The sequence below is a fragment of the Peribacillus sp. TH27 genome (genome assembly GCF_016650915.1).
Taxonomy (GTDB): domain Bacteria; phylum Bacillota; class Bacilli; order Bacillales; family DSM-1321; genus Peribacillus; species Peribacillus butanolivorans.
This window is the reverse complement of the sequence record NZ_JAEKEV010000002.1, coordinates 2,142,575-2,161,806: the sequence shown is the minus strand read 5'-3', so window position 1 is coordinate 2,161,806 and position 19,232 is coordinate 2,142,575. Positions and strand designations below refer to the sequence as shown.

The following is a 19,232-nucleotide window of genomic DNA, read 5'->3' as shown; positions in this document are numbered from 1 at the left end:
AAAAATGACTACAATTAAAAATGATACAAAGAAATTAACACATTTTATTGGCGGAGAAATGAAAGCGGGCAAAAGTGAACGCTTTGGTAATGTGTATAGTCCTTCAACGGGTGAAGTAATTAATTTGTGTCCATATGCTTCTGTAGAAGATGTGAATGAGACAGTTGATGTGGCACATGTGGCATTTACAGCATGGAAAAATACCTCTGTCGGAAAAAGAGTGGAGGTCATCCACCGTTTCAGAAGTCTTTTAGTAGAAGAAACAGAAAGACTTGCCAATATAATAGGTTTGGAAAATGGGAAAACGATCGATGATGCAAAAGGGGAAATTAGTAGAGGGATTGAATCTGTTGATTTCGCTATTAACGCTCCGCATATGTTAAAAGGTGAATATTCGGTCAATGTTGGGGGAAATATCAATGCTTTCTCCATGAAACAACCTTTAGGTGTGGTTGCAGCGATCTCTCCATTTAATTTCCCGGCAATGGTGCCGCTTGCGATGACGACGATGGCGGTTGCATGTGGTAATGCAGTGATTTTGAAACCATCTGAACGTGTTCCGAATGCAGCTTTATTCATCTCAGAATTATGGAAAAAAGCTGGTTTGCCAGATGGGATTTGGAGCATTATTAATGGTGATAAAGAAGCAGTTGATGCCATACTTAAAAATCAAAAAGTACATGCTATCTCTTTTGTAGGTTCCACCAGGGTAGCTGAATATATTTATCACGAGGGATGCCGAAATAATAAACGAGTCGCTGCTTTTGGTGGCGGAAAGAATCATATGATCATTATGTCTGATGCTGATTTAGATCAAGCGGTTAATGCCTTCCTAGGTGCTGCGTATGGATCGGCTTCCCAACGTTGTATGGCAATTTCAGCAGCAATGCCAATTGGCGAAAAAACAGCTGAAGCATTCGTGGCAAAATTAAAAACTCGTGTTGAAGAATTAAAAGTGGGGGCATATAACGACGAGAATGCAGACTTCGGAGCCGTTATTACTCAAGAATCGAAAAATACAATCATCAAGTATATAGATGAAAGTCTTGAAGAAGGCGCAGAATTATGCGTGGATGGTCGAAATCCAGAAATTTGCGAAACAAACAAAGGTTTTTATTTAGGAGCAACACTGTTGGATCATGTTACTCCTGAAATGAAAATTTATCGTGATGAAGTGTTTGGCCCAGCTCGTATTGTAGTACGTGTTAATAACTTAGATGAAGCTATTGCATTAGTTAATAATCACGAATTTGGGAATGGTGTCACGATCTTTACAGAAAGCGGTGCTGCTGCTAGAAAATTTTCTGAACAAATTGAAGTAGGGATGGTAGGAGTAAACGTACCTATTCCAATCCCAGTAGGATATCACAACTTTGGTGGATGGAAACGTTCAAAATTTGGAGAAGGCCACATGTTTGGCCCAGACACCGTCCGCTTTTTCACAAAAACCAAAACCGTTTCAGAAAGATGGCCTGAATCTAAAGAAATCGAAAATAAAACGGATTTTTCTTTTCCTAGTAATTAATTAAAGTAATGCCCCGTTCGAAAAAGCGACCTTTTTCGAACGGGGATTTTTTATATGAAATATTTTCTAAATATAATAGAAGAAACTAGCAAAAAAAGCATCTGTTTAAGCAGATGCTTTTTGATTTAGAAGTTTCCGGATTTAATGATTTACAACTGAATTAAGTCGGAAAATGTTGCGACCACTAATTTGAAAGTATGGCTATCCCAATAAAATTCAGAATGAAGGGATAAAGTGAATAATGAATACCTTGATAGAACTGTATTCGGTTTATTAAAAGATGAATGGCTTACTGATAAATAATAAAAATTCTGCTTAGTTATTATTTTTAGTTTTACAAGGGAAAAACATTTTTAAATGAGGTAGGAAAATGTTTTTTATCATTTCCCGCCAGAAGACTCCCTCTTCAAGCGTGTGAAGGGCGAGAGCCCAAAGGTAAGGGGGAGATGAATGGAGGTTGGCATAAGCCAAAGTAATCTTTTGACAAACATATGTTCGATGGTTAATAATAACTATAAGGGGGTGAAACCAATGGTCGTAAACAAAGCTTATAAATTTCGAATCTATCCAACTAAAGAACAGCTAGTTCTAATCAATAAAACGATCGGCTGCTCCCGTTTTGTCTATAACTTCTTTTTAGGCAAACAAAAGGAGAATGATGCCTACTGGTATATCTGTGAAGAAATGAAGCAGAACGGCCAATTACCCTCTAATGAATGGAAAGGTTCTTTTCTGAATAAATACGCAACAATCAAAGAACTTCCAGCTTTAAAGAAAGAGTATTCTTTCCTGAAAGAAGTAGACAGTATTGCCTTACAGAAATCGGTGGAAAATTTAGCAGATTCCTATAGTCGATATTATAAAAAGCAAAACAAGTCACCACGCTTCAAATCGAAAAAGAATCCTATCCAGTCCTATACGACTAAACAAACGAATGGAAATATTGGAATTGTTGGAAACAAAATCAAATTGCCGAAACTCGGTCTAGTTCGTTTTGCTAAAAGCCGCGAAGTCGAAGGGCGAATCATCAATGCCACAATCAGGCGGAACCCTTCGGGTAAATATTTCATTTCCGTTTTAGCCGAAACCAATGTACAAGTACTTCCTAAAACGAATCGTTCGTGCGGTGTAGATGTTGGTTTGAAGAACTTTGCTATTCTTTCAGATGGTACGGTCTATCAAAACCCAAAATTCTTCCGGACGGTCGAAAAGAAATTGACCCAAGCACAACGGATTCTTTCAAGGCGACAAGAAATAGCCTTGAATCAAAATAAACCATTGGCTGAAGCCAAAAACTATCAAAAACAAAAACGAAAAGTGGCTATCCTACACGAAAAAATTTCAAATGCCCGAATGGATTACTTACATAAAGTTTCTACCGAAATCATCAAAAACCACGATGTTATTGGAATGGAAGACTTGCAAGTGTCGAATATGATGAAAAATCAAAAACTAGCTAAAGCTATTAGTGAAGTATCTTGGTACCAATTCAAAAAAATGTTGGAATACAAAGCAAAATGGTATGGTAAACAAATCGTGACCGTATCTAAAACGTTTGCTTCTAGCCAATTGTGTTCTAGCTGCGGTTACCAAAATAAAGACGTTAAACATCTGAATCTTCGTGAATGGGATTGTCCTTTTTGTTCTACTCATCACGATCGAGATATTAACGCAGGACTCAATCTAATGAATGAAGCCATAAGGCTTCTAACCGTAGGAACTACGGGAGTAGCCTAATTAAAAATTGGCCGATAGGCTAATGTTCTTAGGAATCCCCCACTTCAATCAGACGTAAGGTCGATAAGTGGGGGGTAGTTCAATGCTGTGTCTCCATTCGGTTTAAACAAAATTCTAAATCATTCTGCAGGTGTTCTTTCATTAATCGCTCCGCTTCGTCTCCGTTATGAAGAAGGATGGCCTTGTAAATATCATGATGTTCCTCAATCAAAAACGGCCGTTTATGATAGACAACTGTTTTCCGGAACAAATAAATAATGGACTGCATTCGGTCAATTATATCGATCATCATAGGATTGTTAGTTGCGCCTACAATAATATCATGAAATTCATTATTCGCTGACATTACTTCTTCCGTATTACCTGTGCTGCCAATTTCCACGCACTCTTTGAGCTTTACAAGCGCTTCTTCCGTCATGAAACTAGCACAATGGCGTGCTGCAAATCCTTCCAGTAATATTCGCACCTGAAAAATATGACGAAGATCCATATCGCTTGGGTTCACAACGCGTTTTTGTTTAATAAGCCCTTCCTGTTCGAGTTTACGAATGGATTCACGCACTGGCGTCCGGCTAATACCAATTTCTTCTGCTAGCCTTTCCTCGACCAGCTTCGTTCCACGTTCTAATTCTCCGTTCAATATCCGATCTCTTATATATTCATAAGCCTGTACATAGGCATGAACGTTATCTTTTTTTACCAATATAATCGTCTCCCGAATCATGATTTGTTCTTACCTTAAAGTATAAGTTTAAGAAGGGTTATTTAAAAGTATATTTTTTTGTATACATTTTTTTAAAAAATGTATACAAAATTATAAAAAATGTGTACAATCGATTATAAGGTTTTGAAAACGCTTTATAAATCAAGTTTTGGACTGAGAATTGGGAAAAGGTCCTCTCATATAAAAGTAGCTGCACTTAAGCAGTTTTGTCTAAAAAACACATTAAAAGTGTTAATTAGAAGAAGGGGGAATTGGAATTGACTAAAAAAATTGGATTTATTGGATTGGGTATCATGGGAAAACCAATGTCATTTAATTTACTTAAAGCAGGTTACGAATTAACTGTTTACGATATTAATACGCAAACTGTGGAGGCGCTTGTAGAAGCAGGGGCAAAAGCAGGTACACCAACTGAAATGGGTGAGACATGTGATGTCATTATTACGATGCTGCCTGCTTCTCATCATGTGAAACAAGTCGTGCTTGGTGAAAATGGTATTTTGGAAACGGCTACAGAAGGAACGGTAATCATTGATATGAGCTCTATTTCACCGGTCGTATCGGTTGAAATTGCAAATGAAGCAGCTAAACAGGGTGTTGAAATGATGGATGCTCCGGTAAGCGGCGGTGAACCGAAAGCGGTCGACGGGACGCTGGCGATTATGGTTGGTGGAAAAGAAAGCGTATTCGAATCTGTTAAAGATGTTCTCCACTCTGTAGGGACGGATGTTACATTAGTTGGCAAGAATGGCAGCGGTGTCACAGCAAAATTGGCGAATCAAATTATCGTTAACCTAAACATCGCGGCTATGTCCGAAGCACTTGTTCTTGCAGCAAAAGCGGGTATTGATGTGGAAAAAATGTACCATGCAATTCGCGGCGGTCTTGCTGGAAGCGCTGTACTCGATGCAAAGGTACCTCTTATTCTTGACAGGAACTTCGTAGCCGGAGGACGAATTGATATTAATTTAAAAGACATCACAAACGTAATGGAAACAGCTCATGAAATCGGAGTTCCACTTCCACTATCAAGCCAGCTTCTAGAAATTTTTCATGCGCTTAAAGTAGACGGCAAAGCGGGCGATGACCATGGCGGTATCGTGCAGTATTATGAAAAACTGGCAAACGTGGAAGTAAGGAGGGTGTAAATTGACAGTGACTTATTCAAACAATTTAAACGTAAAGAATACATTTGCCAATCTGCCGACAGTTCCGGATGAAATGGTTGTAAATGAACTACTCGCAAAGGAACTGCAAGATTTCAATAAAAAAATCATCGTTCTTGATGATGATCCAACGGGAGTTCAAACCGTTCACGGTATTTCCGTTTATACAGATTGGTCGGCTGAAAGTATCGAAGCGGGATTCGCTGAAGAGAATTCAATGTTTTTCATTTTGACAAATTCGAGAGGCTTTACAGCTGCTGAAACTGAACAAGCACATAAGGAAATCGCAAGTGTCATCCAGCACACAGCTGAAAAGCAAAACAAAGAATTCATCATTATCAGTCGTGGGGACTCAACGCTGCGTGGTCATTATCCTCTTGAAACAGAGGTGTTGAAAGAGACGGTCGAAGCACAATCAGATATGCAGTTTGATGGAGAAGTCATCATGCCCTTCTTTAAAGAAGGCGGTCGCTTTACGATTAATAACATTCATTACGTGCAGGATGAACATGACTTAGTGCCGGCTGGTGAAACTGAATTTGCGAAAGACAGGACTTTTGGTTACAAATCGTCGCATCTCGGTGAATGGGCAGAAGAAAAGTCAAACGGAGCATTTAAAGCGGAAGATGCTGTGTATCTGTCGCTAGAAAGCATTCGGGATCTTGATATTGATGGATTAGTTAGTCAACTGATGGCAGTTAAAGATTTTAATAAGATCATTGTTAATGCGGTTGAATATGTTGATGCAAAAGTCGTGGTGATTGCATTAATCCGAGCCCTAAAAGCAGGCAAGCATTTCATGTTCCGGAGTGCAGCGGCTTTAACAAAAATCATCGGAGGCGTGAGTGACAAAGCACTTTTAACGAAAGAAGAACTTATGAAAGACCATTCTGATCATGGCGGTCTGATTATGATTGGCTCACATGTGAAAAAAACAACGGAGCAATTTGAAGCTCTTCAAACATGTAATTTCATTGAGTTCATCGAATTCGATGTCCACCTCGTGCTGTATCCGGATAAGTTTGAAGCGGAAATTCAACGGATTATAGAGACGAGCGAGCAACTTATTCGTAAAGGCCAAACGGTTGCAGTATATACGAAGCGGGAGCGTCTTGATCTTGGTGAAAACAAAAAAGAAGAAGAATTGAAGCTGTCAGTGAAGATTTCCGATGCTGTGACAAGCATCGTCAAGCATCTTGAAGTACGTCCAAGTTTTATTATTGCCAAAGGCGGCATTACTTCAAGTGATATAGGGACGAATGGCCTTAGCGTTAAGCGAGCAACGGTAGCTGGTCAAATAAAGCCTGGTATTCCGGTCTGGTTGATTGGGAGCGAAAGCAAATTTCCTGGGATAGCTTATGTGATTTTTCCTGGAAATGTTGGGTCAAGAACAACCTTAAAAGAAGTGGCAGAACTGCTGCATCAGTAAGTTGAGCGGCATTTGCCGCTTACAAGGGTGATTGTAAGCGAATACAAATAGAAAGGCGGCATAGGCATGCTTGTCAATACGAAAGAAATTCTTTCTGCAGCACAAAATGGGAAATATGGTGTTGCTGCGTTTAATGTATATAATCTCGAAACCGTACAGGCAGCGATTACTGTTGCAGAAAAAGAAAATCATCCGGTTATCATTGCTCTAGGAGAGCGATATTTTGATACGGTCGATGTGGAAGGCTTTGCAGCATTAGTAAAAACACTCGCAGGGAAATCTTCCGTTCCAGTTTCTCTTCACCTTGATCATACGTATGAAAAGGAATCGATTATTCGGGCAATCAGGTGCGGTTTTACATCGGTCATGTATGATGGTTCAAAATATGAGCTTACGGAAAATATCCGCCTTACAAAAGAAATCACGGAGATTGCACATATGGCGGGTGTCAGTGTAGAAGCTGAAATTGGATCGGTTGCCCGCGGCGCTTTTTCAGATGAAGAAGAAGGAGACGGCACATTGACAGATCCAAAGTCTGCTAAAGAGTTTGTCGAGGAAACAGACGTCGATTTTCTGGCTGCCTCAATCGGAACAGTACACGGGATGTACACGGGAAAACCGAATATTGACCTAGATCTATTAGAGGAGATTCGCCAGCTAGTTGGTATCCCTCTCGTTCTTCATGGAGGATCTGGTACACCAGATGAGATTATCAAGCAGGCTGTTGCAAGAGGGATATGCAAAGTAAATGTAAATACAGAGGTATCGTTGGCGGCCACCTCGTATTTAAATCAGGCTTTTGAACAGGAACAGAAGGCGGCTCATCTATCGGCTATTATGGCGGGTATGCAAGAAGCGATGGAACCGGTCATGACGAAATTTGTTCGTTTGCTTCAAAATTAAGACGTGATATAGAAGAGAAGTGAAAGAGTTGGTTGATGCTGGAGCAGCAGCAGCCAACTCTCACTTAAAAGACAAGGGGGATAAAAAATGCCGATATTATCTATCTGTATAGGGGTTGCCCTATTGCTAGTATTAATGCTTGCTTTTAAATTAAACGCTTTCATATCCTTGCTTATTGTTTCCTTAGTAGTGGGGATCATGGAAGGAATGACACCGAATGCTGCAATGGCATCCATCCAAAGTGGTTTGGGTGGAACGCTGGGTAATCTCACTATAATCATCGTCTTTGGGGCGATACTCGGTAAGTTGATGACCGATTCTGGTGGGGCCCAACGAATAGCGATGACACTCATCAAAGCATTTGGGAAAAAGAGAGTTCAACTAGCTGCTGTTCTTACAGCTTCTGTTGTTGGGATCGCCCTTTTCTTTGAAACAGGAGTCGTCGTTTTAATTCCATTAGTATTTACGATTGCTATTGCAGCAGGAGTACCTGTATTGTATATCGGTATGCCTGTTATAGCTGCTCTTATCACGATGCATGGATTTGTTCCTCCACATCCAGGACCAACAGCGGTAGCCAGTGTATTTGAGGCAAATTTGGGTAAGACCTTAATATACGGGATCATCATTGCGATCCCTGCCATTATTATTGGTGGGCCGTTATTTACGAAATTGTTTAAGAAAGAAGATTTGGAAGCGGATATTCCAAAAGAGCTATTTAATCCTAAAGAATTTAAAGAGGAAGAAATGCCAGGGTTTGTAACCAGTCTTCTTACATCCCTCATGCCGGTGATTCTGATAGCAATTAAAGTGTTTGTAGAAATCTTTATGCCTAAATCATCGATTATGCCAGTTGTTGATTTTATAGGTAATCCGGCTGTGGCTCTTTTAATCTCTGTTATTCTTGCCATTTTTACCTTTGGTCTTAATCGAGGTAAAAAAATGAATGAAATCATGAAATCCCTTACAGACTCGGTCAGCGGAATAGCTATGATTCTATTAATCATAGCTGGTGGCGGTGCGTTCAAACAAGTACTGATAGACAGTCATATTGATCAATATATCGCAGGTATCATGGCTGAATCAACGCTTTCTCCATTAATCCTTACTTGGCTAATAGCTGCTATCCTAAGGGTAGCAATTGGGTCTGCCACCGTAGCTGGTATGACTGCGGCTGGGATTGCAGCACCGCTTGTCGGGGCCACAGGTGTGAGTCCAGAACTTATGGTTTTAGCTGCTGGTGCAGGAAGTATAACTTTCTCTCATGTGAATGATGCAGGTTTTTGGATTTACAAGGAATACTTTAACCTTTCAATAGGTAAAACCATTAAAACCTGGTCCGTTATGGTCACCATTATTTCCCTAGTAGGACTGGCTGGTGTACTCATCATCAATATGTTCTTATAATAGAAAATAGAAAAACCCTATTCTTTCTATAAAGTTATAGAAAGGATAGGGATTTTTTTATGGTTCAACAAGAATTCCTTTATTCTCATCCATAATTTCGACAAAGAATCCACCAGGTTACTATATGAATCCTTTAAGTATTTACTTTTCGTTGGATATTACCATGTCCAGCTAGTCTTTTTTTCTTATCCCTTACTTTAAGTTTTTTAAGAAATAAAATACCCCAATAGCCTATTATCACACCCACTGTATTTAAAATTACATCGTCAATATCTGTGCTACAAAAAATTGAAAAACTTCAGCTATACAAGTGACACTTAGACCTAACAAAAATATTTTTTTAAAAGAAACCCATCTTTCCCAGATTAACGGCACGAAAAAACCCTTTGGTGAAAATAAAAGCATATTTGCAGAAATATTCAAAAGTGATATACTGCCCCAATCGTCTACATTCGCATTTAATTCAAAAAAATATTGATAGAGAGTGTGAAAAGGTATTAAATTCTTTTTTGAAATATCACTTGATAAATCAAAATAGAGTTCACCTGTATTACTAATAATCCCCATATCCCATCTAGGAATGACTGTTTGTGAGGTTAAACCAACAATATATAAGACGAAAATTGTTAAAACTACCTCATTTTAAACTTTTATTTGTTTTTGTGTTTTTTAATAAAAATTAATCTATCTATTAAAAAAAGGTAGTGCGACAATCATATATCCTATCATGTGCTTTATATACATAATTACTAAGCACATAGTTCCCCACTTAACCTAAATCAATGAATATAAGTTGTTTACCACAATCTAACGGAATATGTGAAAATTTAGATGGAACTATTGTACACTAAATATTGTATTTACAATATATAGAGAAAAAAGTAGCTCCAAAAAACAGGAGCTACTTTGTCATTATTTTTCCTAGCGACTAAAATCACTAGGAGATGAAATAGCTACTAGAATATTTTCTGTTTATAAGTTACCATTTGAAATTTGTTTCTTGGTCATTTTCCCTAATTTTGTTCAATGGATGGAATTAATAAAAAAGGTAGCTAATTCATGTTATTTTTATGAAAAGTAATTGAGATAGTTGTTCAAACATGTCGGTAATGAATAATGGAGGTACTAATGAAATACGAGGTTATATTGTTCGATGTTGATGATACATTATTAGACTTTAGTATATCGGAAAAAAGGGCACTACATGGAGCCTTCCTTGAGTTCGGTTTACCTACAGGAGTCAAGGATTATGAAGCCTGTTATCAAGAGATTAGTAGGGTATTATGGAGAGAATTGGAACAGGGACTTACTAATCTATCAGATCTAGGAGTGGAGAGATTTAAGAGGTTGTTCCTCAAGCATGAGCTTGACATCGAGGCAGAGATGTTCAGCCGTGTGTATCTTAACTATTTGAGTAAGGAAATCCATCTTATACAGGGAGCTGTGGAAGTTTGCGAGAATCTAGCAGATTGTCGTCTAGCTATTATTACTAATGGATTCACCGATGTGCAGACATCAAGAATTGGCGGTTCTCCTCTTAGCAATACTTTTGAGCATATTATAATTTCTCAAGAGGCGGGATTCCAGAAACCTGCAAAGGGTATTTTCGATTACGCGTTCTCTAAGTTACAGATTACAGACAAAGCTAAAGTTTTAATTGTGGGCGACTCTTTGACCTCCGATATTCAAGGAGGAATAGATTACGGGATTGACACCTGTTGGTTCAATCCGCACCGAAAGGAAAATAATCTAGGAATTAAGCCAACATATGAAATCTGGAAGCTGATAGATATTATGCAGGTTGTAGAAAGTAAAGTAGTGGAGAGATTTTAAGTGAACCTTTTAAAAAGAGTTGATTGGAAGAGTTTATTCTTACAGTAGAATGTTAGATTTTTGGGAGTATAACAGGAAAGATTGATTACCTGTTTTTCTAATTATAAGCAAGATAAGAAATGACTAAAACAAGTATGGGTGTGTTAGCTTTTTATCATTTCCCGCCAGAAGACTCCCTCTTCAAGCGTGTGAAGGGCGAGAGCACAACGGTAAGGGGGAGATGAATGGCGGTTGGCATAAGCCAAAGTAATCTTTTTACAAACGTACGTTCGGTGGTTAATAATAACTATAAGGGGGTGAAACCAATGGTCGTAAACAAAGCTTATAAATTTCGAATCTATCCAACTAAAGAACAACTAGCTCTAATCAATAAAACGATCGGCTGCTCCCGTTTTGTCTTTAACTTCTTTTTAGGCAAACAAAAGGAGAAAGATGCCTACTGGTATATTTGTGAAGAAATGAAGCAGAACGGCCAATTACCCTCTAATGAATGGGAAGGTTCTTTTCTGGATAAATACGCAACAATCAAAGAACTTCCAGCTTTAAAGAAAGAGTATTCTTTCCTGAAAGAAGTAGACAGTATTGCCTTACAGAAATCGGTGGAAAATTTAGCAGATTCCTATAGTCGATATTATAAAAAGCAAAATAAGTCACCACGCTTCAAATCGAAAAAGAATCCTATCCAGTCCTATACGACTAAACATACGAATGGGAATATTGGAATTGTTGGAAACAAAATCAAATTGCCAAAACTCGGTCTAGTTCGTTTTGCTAAAAGCCGCGAAGTCGAAGGGCGAATAATCAATGCCACAATCAGGCGGAACCCTTCGGGTAAATATTTCATTTCCGTTTTAGCCGTAACCAATGTACAAGTACTTCCTAAAACGAATCGTTCGTGCGGTGTAGATGTTGGTTTGAAAAACTTTGCTATTCTTTCAGATGGTACGGTCTATCAAAACCCAAAATTCTTCCGGACGGTCGAAAAGAAATTGGCCAATGCACAACGGATTCTTTCAAGGCGACAAGAAATAGCCTTGAATCAAAATAAACCATTGGCTGAAGCCAAAAACTATCAAAAACAAAAACGAAAAGTGGCTATCCTACACGAAAAAATTTCAAATGCCCGAATGGATTACTTACAAAAAGTTTCTACCGAAATCATCAAAAACCACGATGTTATTGGAATGGAAGACTTGCAAGTGTCGAATATGATGAAAAATCACAAACTAGCTAAAGCTATTAGTGAAGTATCTTGGTACCAATTCAAAAAAATGTTGGAATACAAAGCAAACTGGTATGGTAAACAAATCGTGACCGTATCTAAAACGTTTGCTTCTAGCCAATTGTGTTCTAGCTGCGGTTACCAAAATAAAGACGTTAAACATCTGAATCTTCGTGAATGGGATTGTCCTTTTTGTTCTACTCACCACGATCGAGATATTAACGCAGGACTCAATCTAATGAATGAAGCCATAAGGCTTCTAACCGTAGGAACTACGGGAGTAGCCTAATTAAAAATTGGCCGATAGGCTAATGTTCTTAGGAATCCCCCACTTCAATCAGACCGTAAGGTCGATAAGTGGTGGGTAGTTCAAATAGGAATTCCTGTGTCGATTTATATATAAGCCGATTTCCTTAAGTTTAAGAATCATCGGCTCCTATTTTTTTAGATAGGGTTGCGTAGCGTCAGGCTATTCTCTTGGCAAGGTATTAGATTGCTTCACTTCCATTTGAATGGACTGGAAGGGTTCTTTTCCAAAGAAAGCTTGAGCTCTTTTAGCCATTTCATTTAACATCACGTCATTTTCAATTAATTCCCCCCTTATACGGTCTATCAATTGTAGGGCGTTTGGTCCTGTGACTTGCTTTGCTACACGCTCAAGGAGAACTTTCGTATCAACTGAATATTTTTGTGCGAAGCTGTGACACATCACCATATTTTTCCGAAGTGCATAAGAATATTCACTTGTAAAAGCCCTTCGGATGCATCCTCGTGTCCCGGCGTAACCGTATGAAATCTCGGAAGCGGCCCGATAAAAAAGAACCATTCCATCCGCGTGACTGGATTCTGGGTGCAACCGAAGTTCACTTATCAACGAAATTAAATGTTGAACCACTATTTTAGCTGACTCCGTTGTTTTCCACCATTCCATCAAATGTTGGTGATCTTCCATACTTATTTCCATGGGTTGTGAATTAGGCAATATGCTCTTCTCTCCTTCCTATAGACGTGGGATTGCTTGAATATTCTGGATTCTTGCACGACTGATCTTCCATTCAGGTCCAAGAAAGGCTTTGCCGAGACGTATCGCTTCTTTGATTGATTCTGCGATTTGGCGGTTTAAATATCTACTTTGTTCAATCAAATAAAAAGTGTCCGGCTTCGCACCTTTTACTGCTAGTTCAAAATTAGGGTTTAATTGTTTTTCGCTAATACGTAGTGTATCCAGTTCAAACACAAGCATATCCTTTGCAAGAGAAATGGATTCTCCTTGATGTATCCTCATGATTGTTCCACGTACTGCATCAAATCCGTAGCCAATATCAGCTACTGAAGCGTGGTAAGGATTAAGCCCTGGTGCAGTCCGGATGGATGGAATATCTCGAAATCCTGTGGTAATGGAACAGACAACTTCTTTAGCAGCTAGACCTTTTTCTAAGGTATTATCAATGGCTTCAAGATAAAAATCCCTTTGATTGGAATTCATCCCTGTAAAAGTAGATGTCATTCATTTGTTTCCCCCTTAGCATTATATGATTAGGATATTAAATCCTAAATTTTTGAAACTAATGATCTTGATCTACTGTTAAGAAATATACTCCCTTGAATAAGATTATATTTCAATGTATTCAAAAATAATTAGTCGGAAGTTTTTGAGTCAACTGGACTAGATTTAAAACAAAATAGCAGACCATGCATTTTCGGCACTACCCAAACAGAAAAAAGCCTTGCAGAAGTTCTGGATTGGTTACCCGCCTGCAAGGCTTTTCTTTTACTCAAAATATGTATGTGAATGTAAATTTTTTATATCAATTTACATTCAGTATTCTTCTTTGCTATTCATTCTTTATGTGTCATATCAGAATGATAACAAGTTCATGGTCACTCTTATTCTAATCCGATTTACCACACACGCAAGTTCGGAGACAGGGAGTAGTGGTTTGAAAAAATTAATTTTTATAGGGCTGAATTAAGAAGATTTGTAACAAGATATCATTCAAAAGTACTTCTTATATTTCTTTAATTTATAGATGACCGTAGGCTGGCTAACTCCCAAATATTCTGCCATTTGGTAAGTGGTTTTACATTGTTTGTATGCTTTAGTAATCAGTTGTAATTCAACTTTTTCTAAAGTCTTCTTTAGATCGTGATTCTCGTCTGATTCCTGTTCTATTGTTTGGGAAGAGGAATTTTCTGTTTGTTCTATTTGTCCTGTGATGGTTTGGGGAAGGTGTTTGGGAAATATAATGGGTTCCTCAATGATCAGAATTAACTGTTCAATTAAATTTTCTAATTCGCGTATATTTCCTGGCCATTGATAATGAGTCAATACTTCATAAGTCGTTGGATGGAATTTTTTTAATTTCTGGTATTTATCATTTGTTTTCTGTAAGTAATGTTGAATTAAGAGCGGTATATCTTCTTTACGTTCATGTAATGCAGGAATTTGGATAGGTATCACATTCAAACGATAAAACAAGTCTAATCTAAACTTTCCCTCATTTACCATCCCCTTCAAATCCTGATTTGTTGCTGCGATTAGCCGGAAGTTAATAAGGCTTTCTTTTTTTCCACCGATGCGCTTTATTTTTTTTTCTTGTAACACTTTCAATAATTTAGCCTGCATGGCAAGTGGAAGTTCCCCGATTTCATCTAAAAAAAGAGTTCCACTGTCAGCCTGTTCAATCAGCCCCTGCATTCCTTGTTTGTTTGCTCCTGTAAAAGAACCTGGTTCATAGCCAAATATCTCTGATTCAAACAAACTTTCCGGTATTGTGCTGCAATTCACCTCAATAAAGGGTTCTTTCCTTCGATTGCTTTGATTATGAACAGAGCGTGCAAATGTACTTTTCCCTACCCCTGATGGACCTAATAAAAGAATCGTGGCATCTGTTTTAGCAACATTGTGGATCGTTTTTAAAATCTGCTTGGTTGCATTACTTCTAGCAATCATATCGTGGTAATCTAGTTCTTTTTCCCTTAAATCCTCGACTTCTGTTTGATAGCCTTTTACTATTCGTTGTAATTGCTCGTATTGTTCCTGCAATTGCAATATCTCGGTTTGATCCTGGCCATAGCTAATTACCCTAACGAGAAGGCCTTCTTTATTAAAAATGGGATAGCCTGTTGACATGACAACATGCCCTGTTTGTGTATGCTGCATAATACGCATCGCTTTTTTTTCTTTTAAAACGAGTGCATTGATAGATGGTGTGAGGAGTCCCTCTTTTTCTAATTGATATACAGATGTACCGATGTATGAGGCAGGATCCATACCATAAATCTCCCAGAGTTTTGGATTGGAGTATAAAATGATACCTTTTTCGTCTGTAATTGTAATGTTATTATTCGATGTTTCGATAATTTTTTTTAACTCCTGCTCAAGCATTCTATCATCCAATAGGTTCGCCTCCTTTTATTTTTATAGGTGTTGATTAAAATATTAATCAAAAAGAGCGAATAATCAAAAATTAAATTAGGGAATAAGGATTTGATTTAATTTTAAATCAAATCCTTATAAAAAAATAGCTAAAATCGTCGTAATTATCTGAAAAATAGTTGGCGCGAATCTTGCTTAAGTAATAGGTAAGATGAAAATTATGAAAAATATGGGGGCGTTTACTATGCTGTAGCAAATATCCAGTACATATTGCCAGTGCGTCTACAATAGTTTTCACACGTGAGGGTCTCAAATACGGCGTTCTAATTAAGTCTACAAAAATAGTTGCAATAGAAAAAACAGGTGCTTGAGCACATGGTAATACTTTTAATCGATAGATTTACTATGACAATCTGAGAGTGTTCCTTCCTAGCTAACCGTAAAGTATATTTTAAAAATCACATTAGAATATATGCCAAGGTTGTGGCAGGAATGGAATTTGTAATTATACAAATATAGTAGGAATTTAGGAGGATATTACATGATGAAGTATCAACCGAAGGACTCATTCAAATCACCCCGTTTTTGTGGAGTGCGCACATTTATGCGGCTTCCATTTGTTGAACAGCTAGATGAACATATGGATTTTGTCATTACGGGTATTCCATTTGATTCAGGGCAATCATTTAGAACGGGGGCAAGATTTGGCCCAGAAGCTATTCGCGATTTTTCGATTCTTTTGCGTCCTTATAACCCTGAACAGGATATTAACATTTTTGATTATATTTCAGGGATTGATTATGGGGATATTCCAATCATTCCGGGCTATATTTCTGAAACATATAAAAAGATTGAAGAAGAACTTACTCCTGTTATTGAAAAAGGGATCATTCCTATTTCATTAGGAGGCGATCATTCTATTACTCTAGGAGAGTTACGCGCAATCGTAAAAAAACATGGGCCAGTTGCCCTGCTTCAATTCGATGCCCACTCCGATACATGGGATAGCTATTTTGATCAAAAATATAATCATGGAACCGTTTTTCGCCGCGCAATAGAAGAAGGTCTCATAGATGTATCTAGATCTCTTCAAATTGGAATGAGGGGCGGTCTGTACGGACCGGAGGATCTTCAGGATGCTCGGGATTTAGGCTTAGGCGTTTATACGACGAACGATTATAAACGAATGGGTGTTGAGAAAATGCTAGAGGTCATTCATGAGCGAGTAGCAAATGGCCCTGTCTTTTTATCCTTTGATATTGATTTTCTAGATCCTGTTTATGCACCTGGAACGGGGACACCGGAAGTTTCAGGGGCCAACATTGATGATGCTTTAACCTTTGTAAGAGGATTGACGAATATAGATTTTGTAGGATTTGACCTTGTTGAGGTTTTACCTGCATACGATCACGGACAAATCACCGCTGCCGCCGCCGCTAATATTGTCTATGAGTTCATCACACTTATTGCTCTTGCAAAAAAAGAAAAACTGGAGAAAAAAGAGAGAGTGGAAGATTTGGAAACACAGCTTAACAAATGATTTCCTTTTCAAATGGATGGAAGGAATCAGTGGAAATGCCATTCCTTCCATCTTTAAAACACAGCGATATATTAAACCAAACAACCGCAAAAGGAGATGTGTAAATGCATATTTTGGATATAACGATCATGATTCTATATTTTTCTGTTTTAATCATTGTAGGAGTAATTGGATCTAAACGGGCAAAAACAGCAGATGATTTCATTGTAGCTGGGCGTAATCTAGGGCATTTTATGTATTTATCATGTTTAGCTGCTGTAATATTAGGGGGCGCTTCTACTTTAGGAACAGCAAAGTTAGGTTATCAGTTTGGAATATCCGGTATTTGGCTAGTGGTAATGATCGGGCTAGGCATTATCGCAATAGGGTTATTTTTAACAAATAAGATATTTGATTTAAAAGTTTTGACGATTAGTGAAATGTTGGAGAAGCGTTACAATTCACAAACACGATTGATCAGTGCCTTAGTCTCGGTTATCTATACATTTATGTTGACTGTAACGCAAGTGATTGGAATGGGGACGATTTTACATGTTTTGGCTGGTTGGAATTTAACAATTTCCATGATAGTCGGGGGTGGAATCGTTTTATTTTATACAATATTAGGAGGAATGTGGTCAGTCACTATGACTGATGTAGTGCAATTCGTCATTATGACGATCGGTATTTTCTTTATCATGCTTCCAATGAGCATCTCTAAGGCAGGAGGGTGGGGCTCACTTAAAGAGAATCTCCCTGCATCACATTTCGAGTTAGGCAACATTGGCGGAGAGACAATTTTTCAATATTTTTTACTATTTACCTTAGGGGTAGTTGTGGGTCAAGATATTTGGCAGCGTCTTTTTACCGCACGAACCAAAGCGATTTCTCGTGGCGGAACGGTTGGAGCAGGAATATATAGTGTTTTTTACGCGATTGCAATCAGTATCATTGGAATGTGCGCTTTTATTATCCTTCCTAATTTAGGCGATCCACAAAATGCTTTTACTAGTATAGCAATGGAAACTTTACCTGCGGGTCTATTAGGTGTTGTCATTGCAAGTGTGGTCTCCGCTCTTATGTCCACTGCTTCAGGAACATTGCTTGCTTCATCTACTTTAGTTGTTAATGACATCATTAAAAAATATATCGGTCCAGGAATGAGTGAACGTCAATTTTTAAAAACATCTCGGATTACAACTTTAACGATTGGTGTATTGACCATAATCGTTTCGATATGGATTCAAGACATTTTAGTTGCATTAGATGTAGCTTACGCAATTTTATCCGGTGCTGTGTTCTTTCCGATCATTCTTGGATTCTTTTGGAAGAGAGTCACGGCTACAGCTGCATTTTACTCCATTCTAGCTAGTATGATCGTTATTATTGTGGGATTGGTGATTAATGGGCCTTCCTCCACTCAACCAATTCTGTACGGGCTCGCTACTAGTTTTGTGGTTATTACAATACTTACTTTAATGAGTTCCAAGAATGAAATAAATCAAGATGTAAAAGGTAATGACGACGTGGATACCATAGCTAATTGATGATACACCCAAACAAGCAAAAAATGATTTAAGGGGGAAAGAAAAATGACAAAGACAATTTCCTTGGAACCAGCAACATTCAATACATTGGAAGAAGAACGTAATCATCGGAAAGAAAGATTGGCAGCTTCATTCCGTCTTTTTTCAAAATTTGGTTTCGACGAGGGGATAGCTGGACATATTACGGTTCGTGATCCTAAATATACAGACCATTTCTGGGTCAACCCGTTTGGGATGCATTTTAGTCAAATTTCCGTTTCGGATCTTATATTGGTTAATCATAAAGGTGATATTGTAGAGGGTGAACATTCAGTGAATGGTGCTGCCTTTGCCATTCATTCAGAAATTCATAAAGCTCGACCGGATGCCATTGCAGCGGCACATGCTCATTCGGTCTATGGAAAGACATGGTCTTCTTTAGGGAGATTACTAGACCCGATTACGCAAGACGCCTGCCAATTCTATAATGACCATGCATTATTTGATGATTTTACTGGTGTGGTGTATGCATCTGAAGAAGGGAAACGCATCGCTAGGGCTCTAGGTCAATACAAAGCTGTCATTCTTCGCAACCATGGGTTGTTAACAGTGGGCCAATCTGTAGACTCAGCTGCTTGGTGGTTCATAACCATGGAACGTTCATGTCAAGCACAGATTATGGCTGAATCTGTAGGTAAGCCCATTTTTATAGAAGAGGAGTATGCCAAATTAACAGCAGAACAAACGGGAACTGAATATGAGGGATGGCTGAGTTTTCAACCTCTTTGGGATAGAATTAGAAAAGAGCAACCAGATTTCTTGAAGTGAACATAAAAAGTAATTCCAGAAAGAAGATAAAAAG

16 protein-coding genes are annotated in these 19,232 nt (G+C 38.2%); 11 read left to right on the top strand and 5 right to left on the bottom strand.

Features of this window, described 5'->3' with window-relative positions; all coding sequences use genetic code 11:
* Positions 1-4: 4 nt before the first annotated feature.
* Together JFU24_RS11785 and tnpB (JFU24_RS11780) are read left to right on the top strand one after the other, a co-directional pair.
* Positions 5-1,525, top strand: coding sequence for a CoA-acylating methylmalonate-semialdehyde dehydrogenase (locus JFU24_RS11785; RefSeq protein ID WP_201249972.1), 1,521 nt, complete (start codon positions 5-7; stop codon positions 1,523-1,525).
* Between the two features lie 531 nt (positions 1,526-2,056).
* A complete protein-coding gene (tnpB, locus tag JFU24_RS11780) occupies positions 2,057-3,262 on the top strand; it encodes an IS200/IS605 family element RNA-guided endonuclease TnpB (protein ID WP_201249971.1) in 1,206 nt (401 codons plus the stop codon).
* Between the two features lie 79 nt (positions 3,263-3,341).
* Here the strand turns inward: tnpB (JFU24_RS11780) and JFU24_RS11775 are convergent, their stop codons facing one another.
* A complete protein-coding gene (locus JFU24_RS11775) occupies positions 3,342-3,986 on the bottom strand; it encodes a GntR family transcriptional regulator (protein WP_201221991.1) in 645 nt (214 codons plus the stop codon).
* Between the two features lie 257 nt (positions 3,987-4,243).
* Between JFU24_RS11775 and garR the strand changes: the two genes are divergently transcribed.
* The 4 genes from garR to JFU24_RS11755 all read left to right on the top strand — a co-directional run bounded on the left by garR (position 4,244) and on the right by JFU24_RS11755 (position 8,891).
* Entirely contained in the window at positions 4,244-5,134 is an 891-nt protein-coding gene (garR, locus tag JFU24_RS11770; RefSeq protein ID WP_201182517.1) for a 2-hydroxy-3-oxopropionate reductase, read from the top strand.
* A gap of 73 nt (positions 5,135-5,207) precedes the next feature.
* On the top strand, positions 5,208-6,581 hold the full coding sequence (locus JFU24_RS11765) for a four-carbon acid sugar kinase family protein (protein ID WP_201250909.1): 1,374 nt from the start codon (positions 5,208-5,210) through the stop codon (positions 6,579-6,581).
* Between the two features lie 66 nt (positions 6,582-6,647).
* Positions 6,648-7,484 (top strand): class II fructose-bisphosphate aldolase, encoded by an 837-nt coding sequence (locus tag JFU24_RS11760; RefSeq protein WP_201249970.1) that lies wholly within the window; start codon positions 6,648-6,650, stop codon positions 7,482-7,484.
* 87 nt (positions 7,485-7,571) lie between these two features.
* Complete coding sequence (locus JFU24_RS11755) at positions 7,572-8,891, top strand: gluconate:H+ symporter (protein WP_201182512.1); 1,320 nt, start codon at positions 7,572-7,574, stop codon at positions 8,889-8,891.
* 258 nt (positions 8,892-9,149) lie between these two features.
* On the opposite strand, the gene JFU24_RS31335 is transcribed toward JFU24_RS11755, so the two are convergent.
* Positions 9,150-9,500 (bottom strand): VanZ family protein, encoded by a 351-nt coding sequence (locus JFU24_RS31335; RefSeq protein ID WP_446728301.1) that lies wholly within the window; start codon positions 9,498-9,500, stop codon positions 9,150-9,152.
* A gap of 519 nt (positions 9,501-10,019) precedes the next feature.
* Here JFU24_RS31335 and JFU24_RS11745 point away from each other — a divergent pair.
* Together JFU24_RS11745 and tnpB (JFU24_RS11740) are read left to right on the top strand one after the other, a co-directional pair.
* Positions 10,020-10,724: a YjjG family noncanonical pyrimidine nucleotidase gene (locus tag JFU24_RS11745; protein ID WP_201249969.1), complete on the top strand. Its 705-nt coding sequence runs from the start codon at positions 10,020-10,022 to the stop codon at positions 10,722-10,724.
* 305 nt (positions 10,725-11,029) lie between these two features.
* Positions 11,030-12,235: an IS200/IS605 family element RNA-guided endonuclease TnpB gene (tnpB, locus tag JFU24_RS11740; RefSeq protein WP_201249968.1), complete on the top strand. Its 1,206-nt coding sequence runs from the start codon at positions 11,030-11,032 to the stop codon at positions 12,233-12,235.
* A gap of 180 nt (positions 12,236-12,415) precedes the next feature.
* Here tnpB (JFU24_RS11740) and JFU24_RS11735 read toward each other — a convergent pair whose 3' ends face one another.
* The 3 genes from JFU24_RS11735 to JFU24_RS11725 all read right to left on the bottom strand — a co-directional run bounded on the left by JFU24_RS11735 (position 12,416) and on the right by JFU24_RS11725 (position 15,334).
* Entirely contained in the window at positions 12,416-12,928 is a 513-nt protein-coding gene (locus JFU24_RS11735; RefSeq protein ID WP_242485327.1) for a hypothetical protein, read from the bottom strand.
* Between the two features lie 18 nt (positions 12,929-12,946).
* Entirely contained in the window at positions 12,947-13,453 is a 507-nt protein-coding gene (locus JFU24_RS11730; RefSeq protein WP_201182494.1) for a hypothetical protein, read from the bottom strand.
* A gap of 489 nt (positions 13,454-13,942) precedes the next feature.
* Positions 13,943-15,334: a sigma-54 interaction domain-containing protein gene (locus JFU24_RS11725; RefSeq protein ID WP_201250907.1), complete on the bottom strand. Its 1,392-nt coding sequence runs from the start codon at positions 15,332-15,334 to the stop codon at positions 13,943-13,945.
* A 532-nt stretch (positions 15,335-15,866) separates the two neighbouring features.
* Here JFU24_RS11725 and speB point away from each other — a divergent pair.
* The 3 genes from speB (at position 15,867) to JFU24_RS11710 (ending at position 19,198) form a co-directional block, all read left to right on the top strand.
* Positions 15,867-16,865: an agmatinase gene (gene speB, locus JFU24_RS11720; RefSeq protein WP_056527527.1), complete on the top strand. Its 999-nt coding sequence runs from the start codon at positions 15,867-15,869 to the stop codon at positions 16,863-16,865.
* 104 nt (positions 16,866-16,969) lie between these two features.
* Positions 16,970-18,391, top strand: coding sequence for a sodium:solute symporter (locus tag JFU24_RS11715; RefSeq protein ID WP_057218010.1), 1,422 nt, complete (start codon positions 16,970-16,972; stop codon positions 18,389-18,391).
* Between the two features lie 45 nt (positions 18,392-18,436).
* Positions 18,437-19,198: a class II aldolase/adducin family protein gene (locus JFU24_RS11710; RefSeq protein ID WP_053344614.1), complete on the top strand. Its 762-nt coding sequence runs from the start codon at positions 18,437-18,439 to the stop codon at positions 19,196-19,198.
* Positions 19,199-19,232: the final 34 nt, after the last annotated feature.

Bases quoted from the DNA above. Each gene is read 5' to 3' on its own strand.
- JFU24_RS11785 (WP_201249972.1), top strand. From the start codon at position 5: ATGACTACAATTAAAAATGATACAAAGAAATTAACACATTTTATTGGC.
- tnpB (WP_201249971.1), top strand. From the start codon at position 2,057: ATGGTCGTAAACAAAGCTTATAAATTTCGAATCTATCCAACTAAAGAA.
- JFU24_RS11775 (WP_201221991.1), bottom strand. From the start codon at position 3,986: ATGATTCGGGAGACGATTATATTGGTAAAAAAAGATAACGTTCATGCC.
- JFU24_RS11765 (WP_201250909.1), top strand. From the start codon at position 5,208: ATGGTTGTAAATGAACTACTCGCAAAGGAACTGCAAGATTTCAATAAA.
- JFU24_RS11760 (WP_201249970.1), top strand. From the start codon at position 6,648: ATGCTTGTCAATACGAAAGAAATTCTTTCTGCAGCACAAAATGGGAAA.
- JFU24_RS11755 (WP_201182512.1), top strand. From the start codon at position 7,572: ATGCCGATATTATCTATCTGTATAGGGGTTGCCCTATTGCTAGTATTA.
- JFU24_RS11745 (WP_201249969.1), top strand. From the start codon at position 10,020: ATGAAATACGAGGTTATATTGTTCGATGTTGATGATACATTATTAGAC.
- tnpB (WP_201249968.1), top strand. From the start codon at position 11,030: ATGGTCGTAAACAAAGCTTATAAATTTCGAATCTATCCAACTAAAGAA.
- JFU24_RS11730 (WP_201182494.1), bottom strand. From the start codon at position 13,453: ATGACATCTACTTTTACAGGGATGAATTCCAATCAAAGGGATTTTTAT.
- JFU24_RS11725 (WP_201250907.1), bottom strand. From the start codon at position 15,334: ATGCTTGAGCAGGAGTTAAAAAAAATTATCGAAACATCGAATAATAAC.
- speB (WP_056527527.1), top strand. From the start codon at position 15,867: ATGATGAAGTATCAACCGAAGGACTCATTCAAATCACCCCGTTTTTGT.
- JFU24_RS11715 (WP_057218010.1), top strand. From the start codon at position 16,970: ATGCATATTTTGGATATAACGATCATGATTCTATATTTTTCTGTTTTA.
- JFU24_RS11710 (WP_053344614.1), top strand. From the start codon at position 18,437: ATGACAAAGACAATTTCCTTGGAACCAGCAACATTCAATACATTGGAA.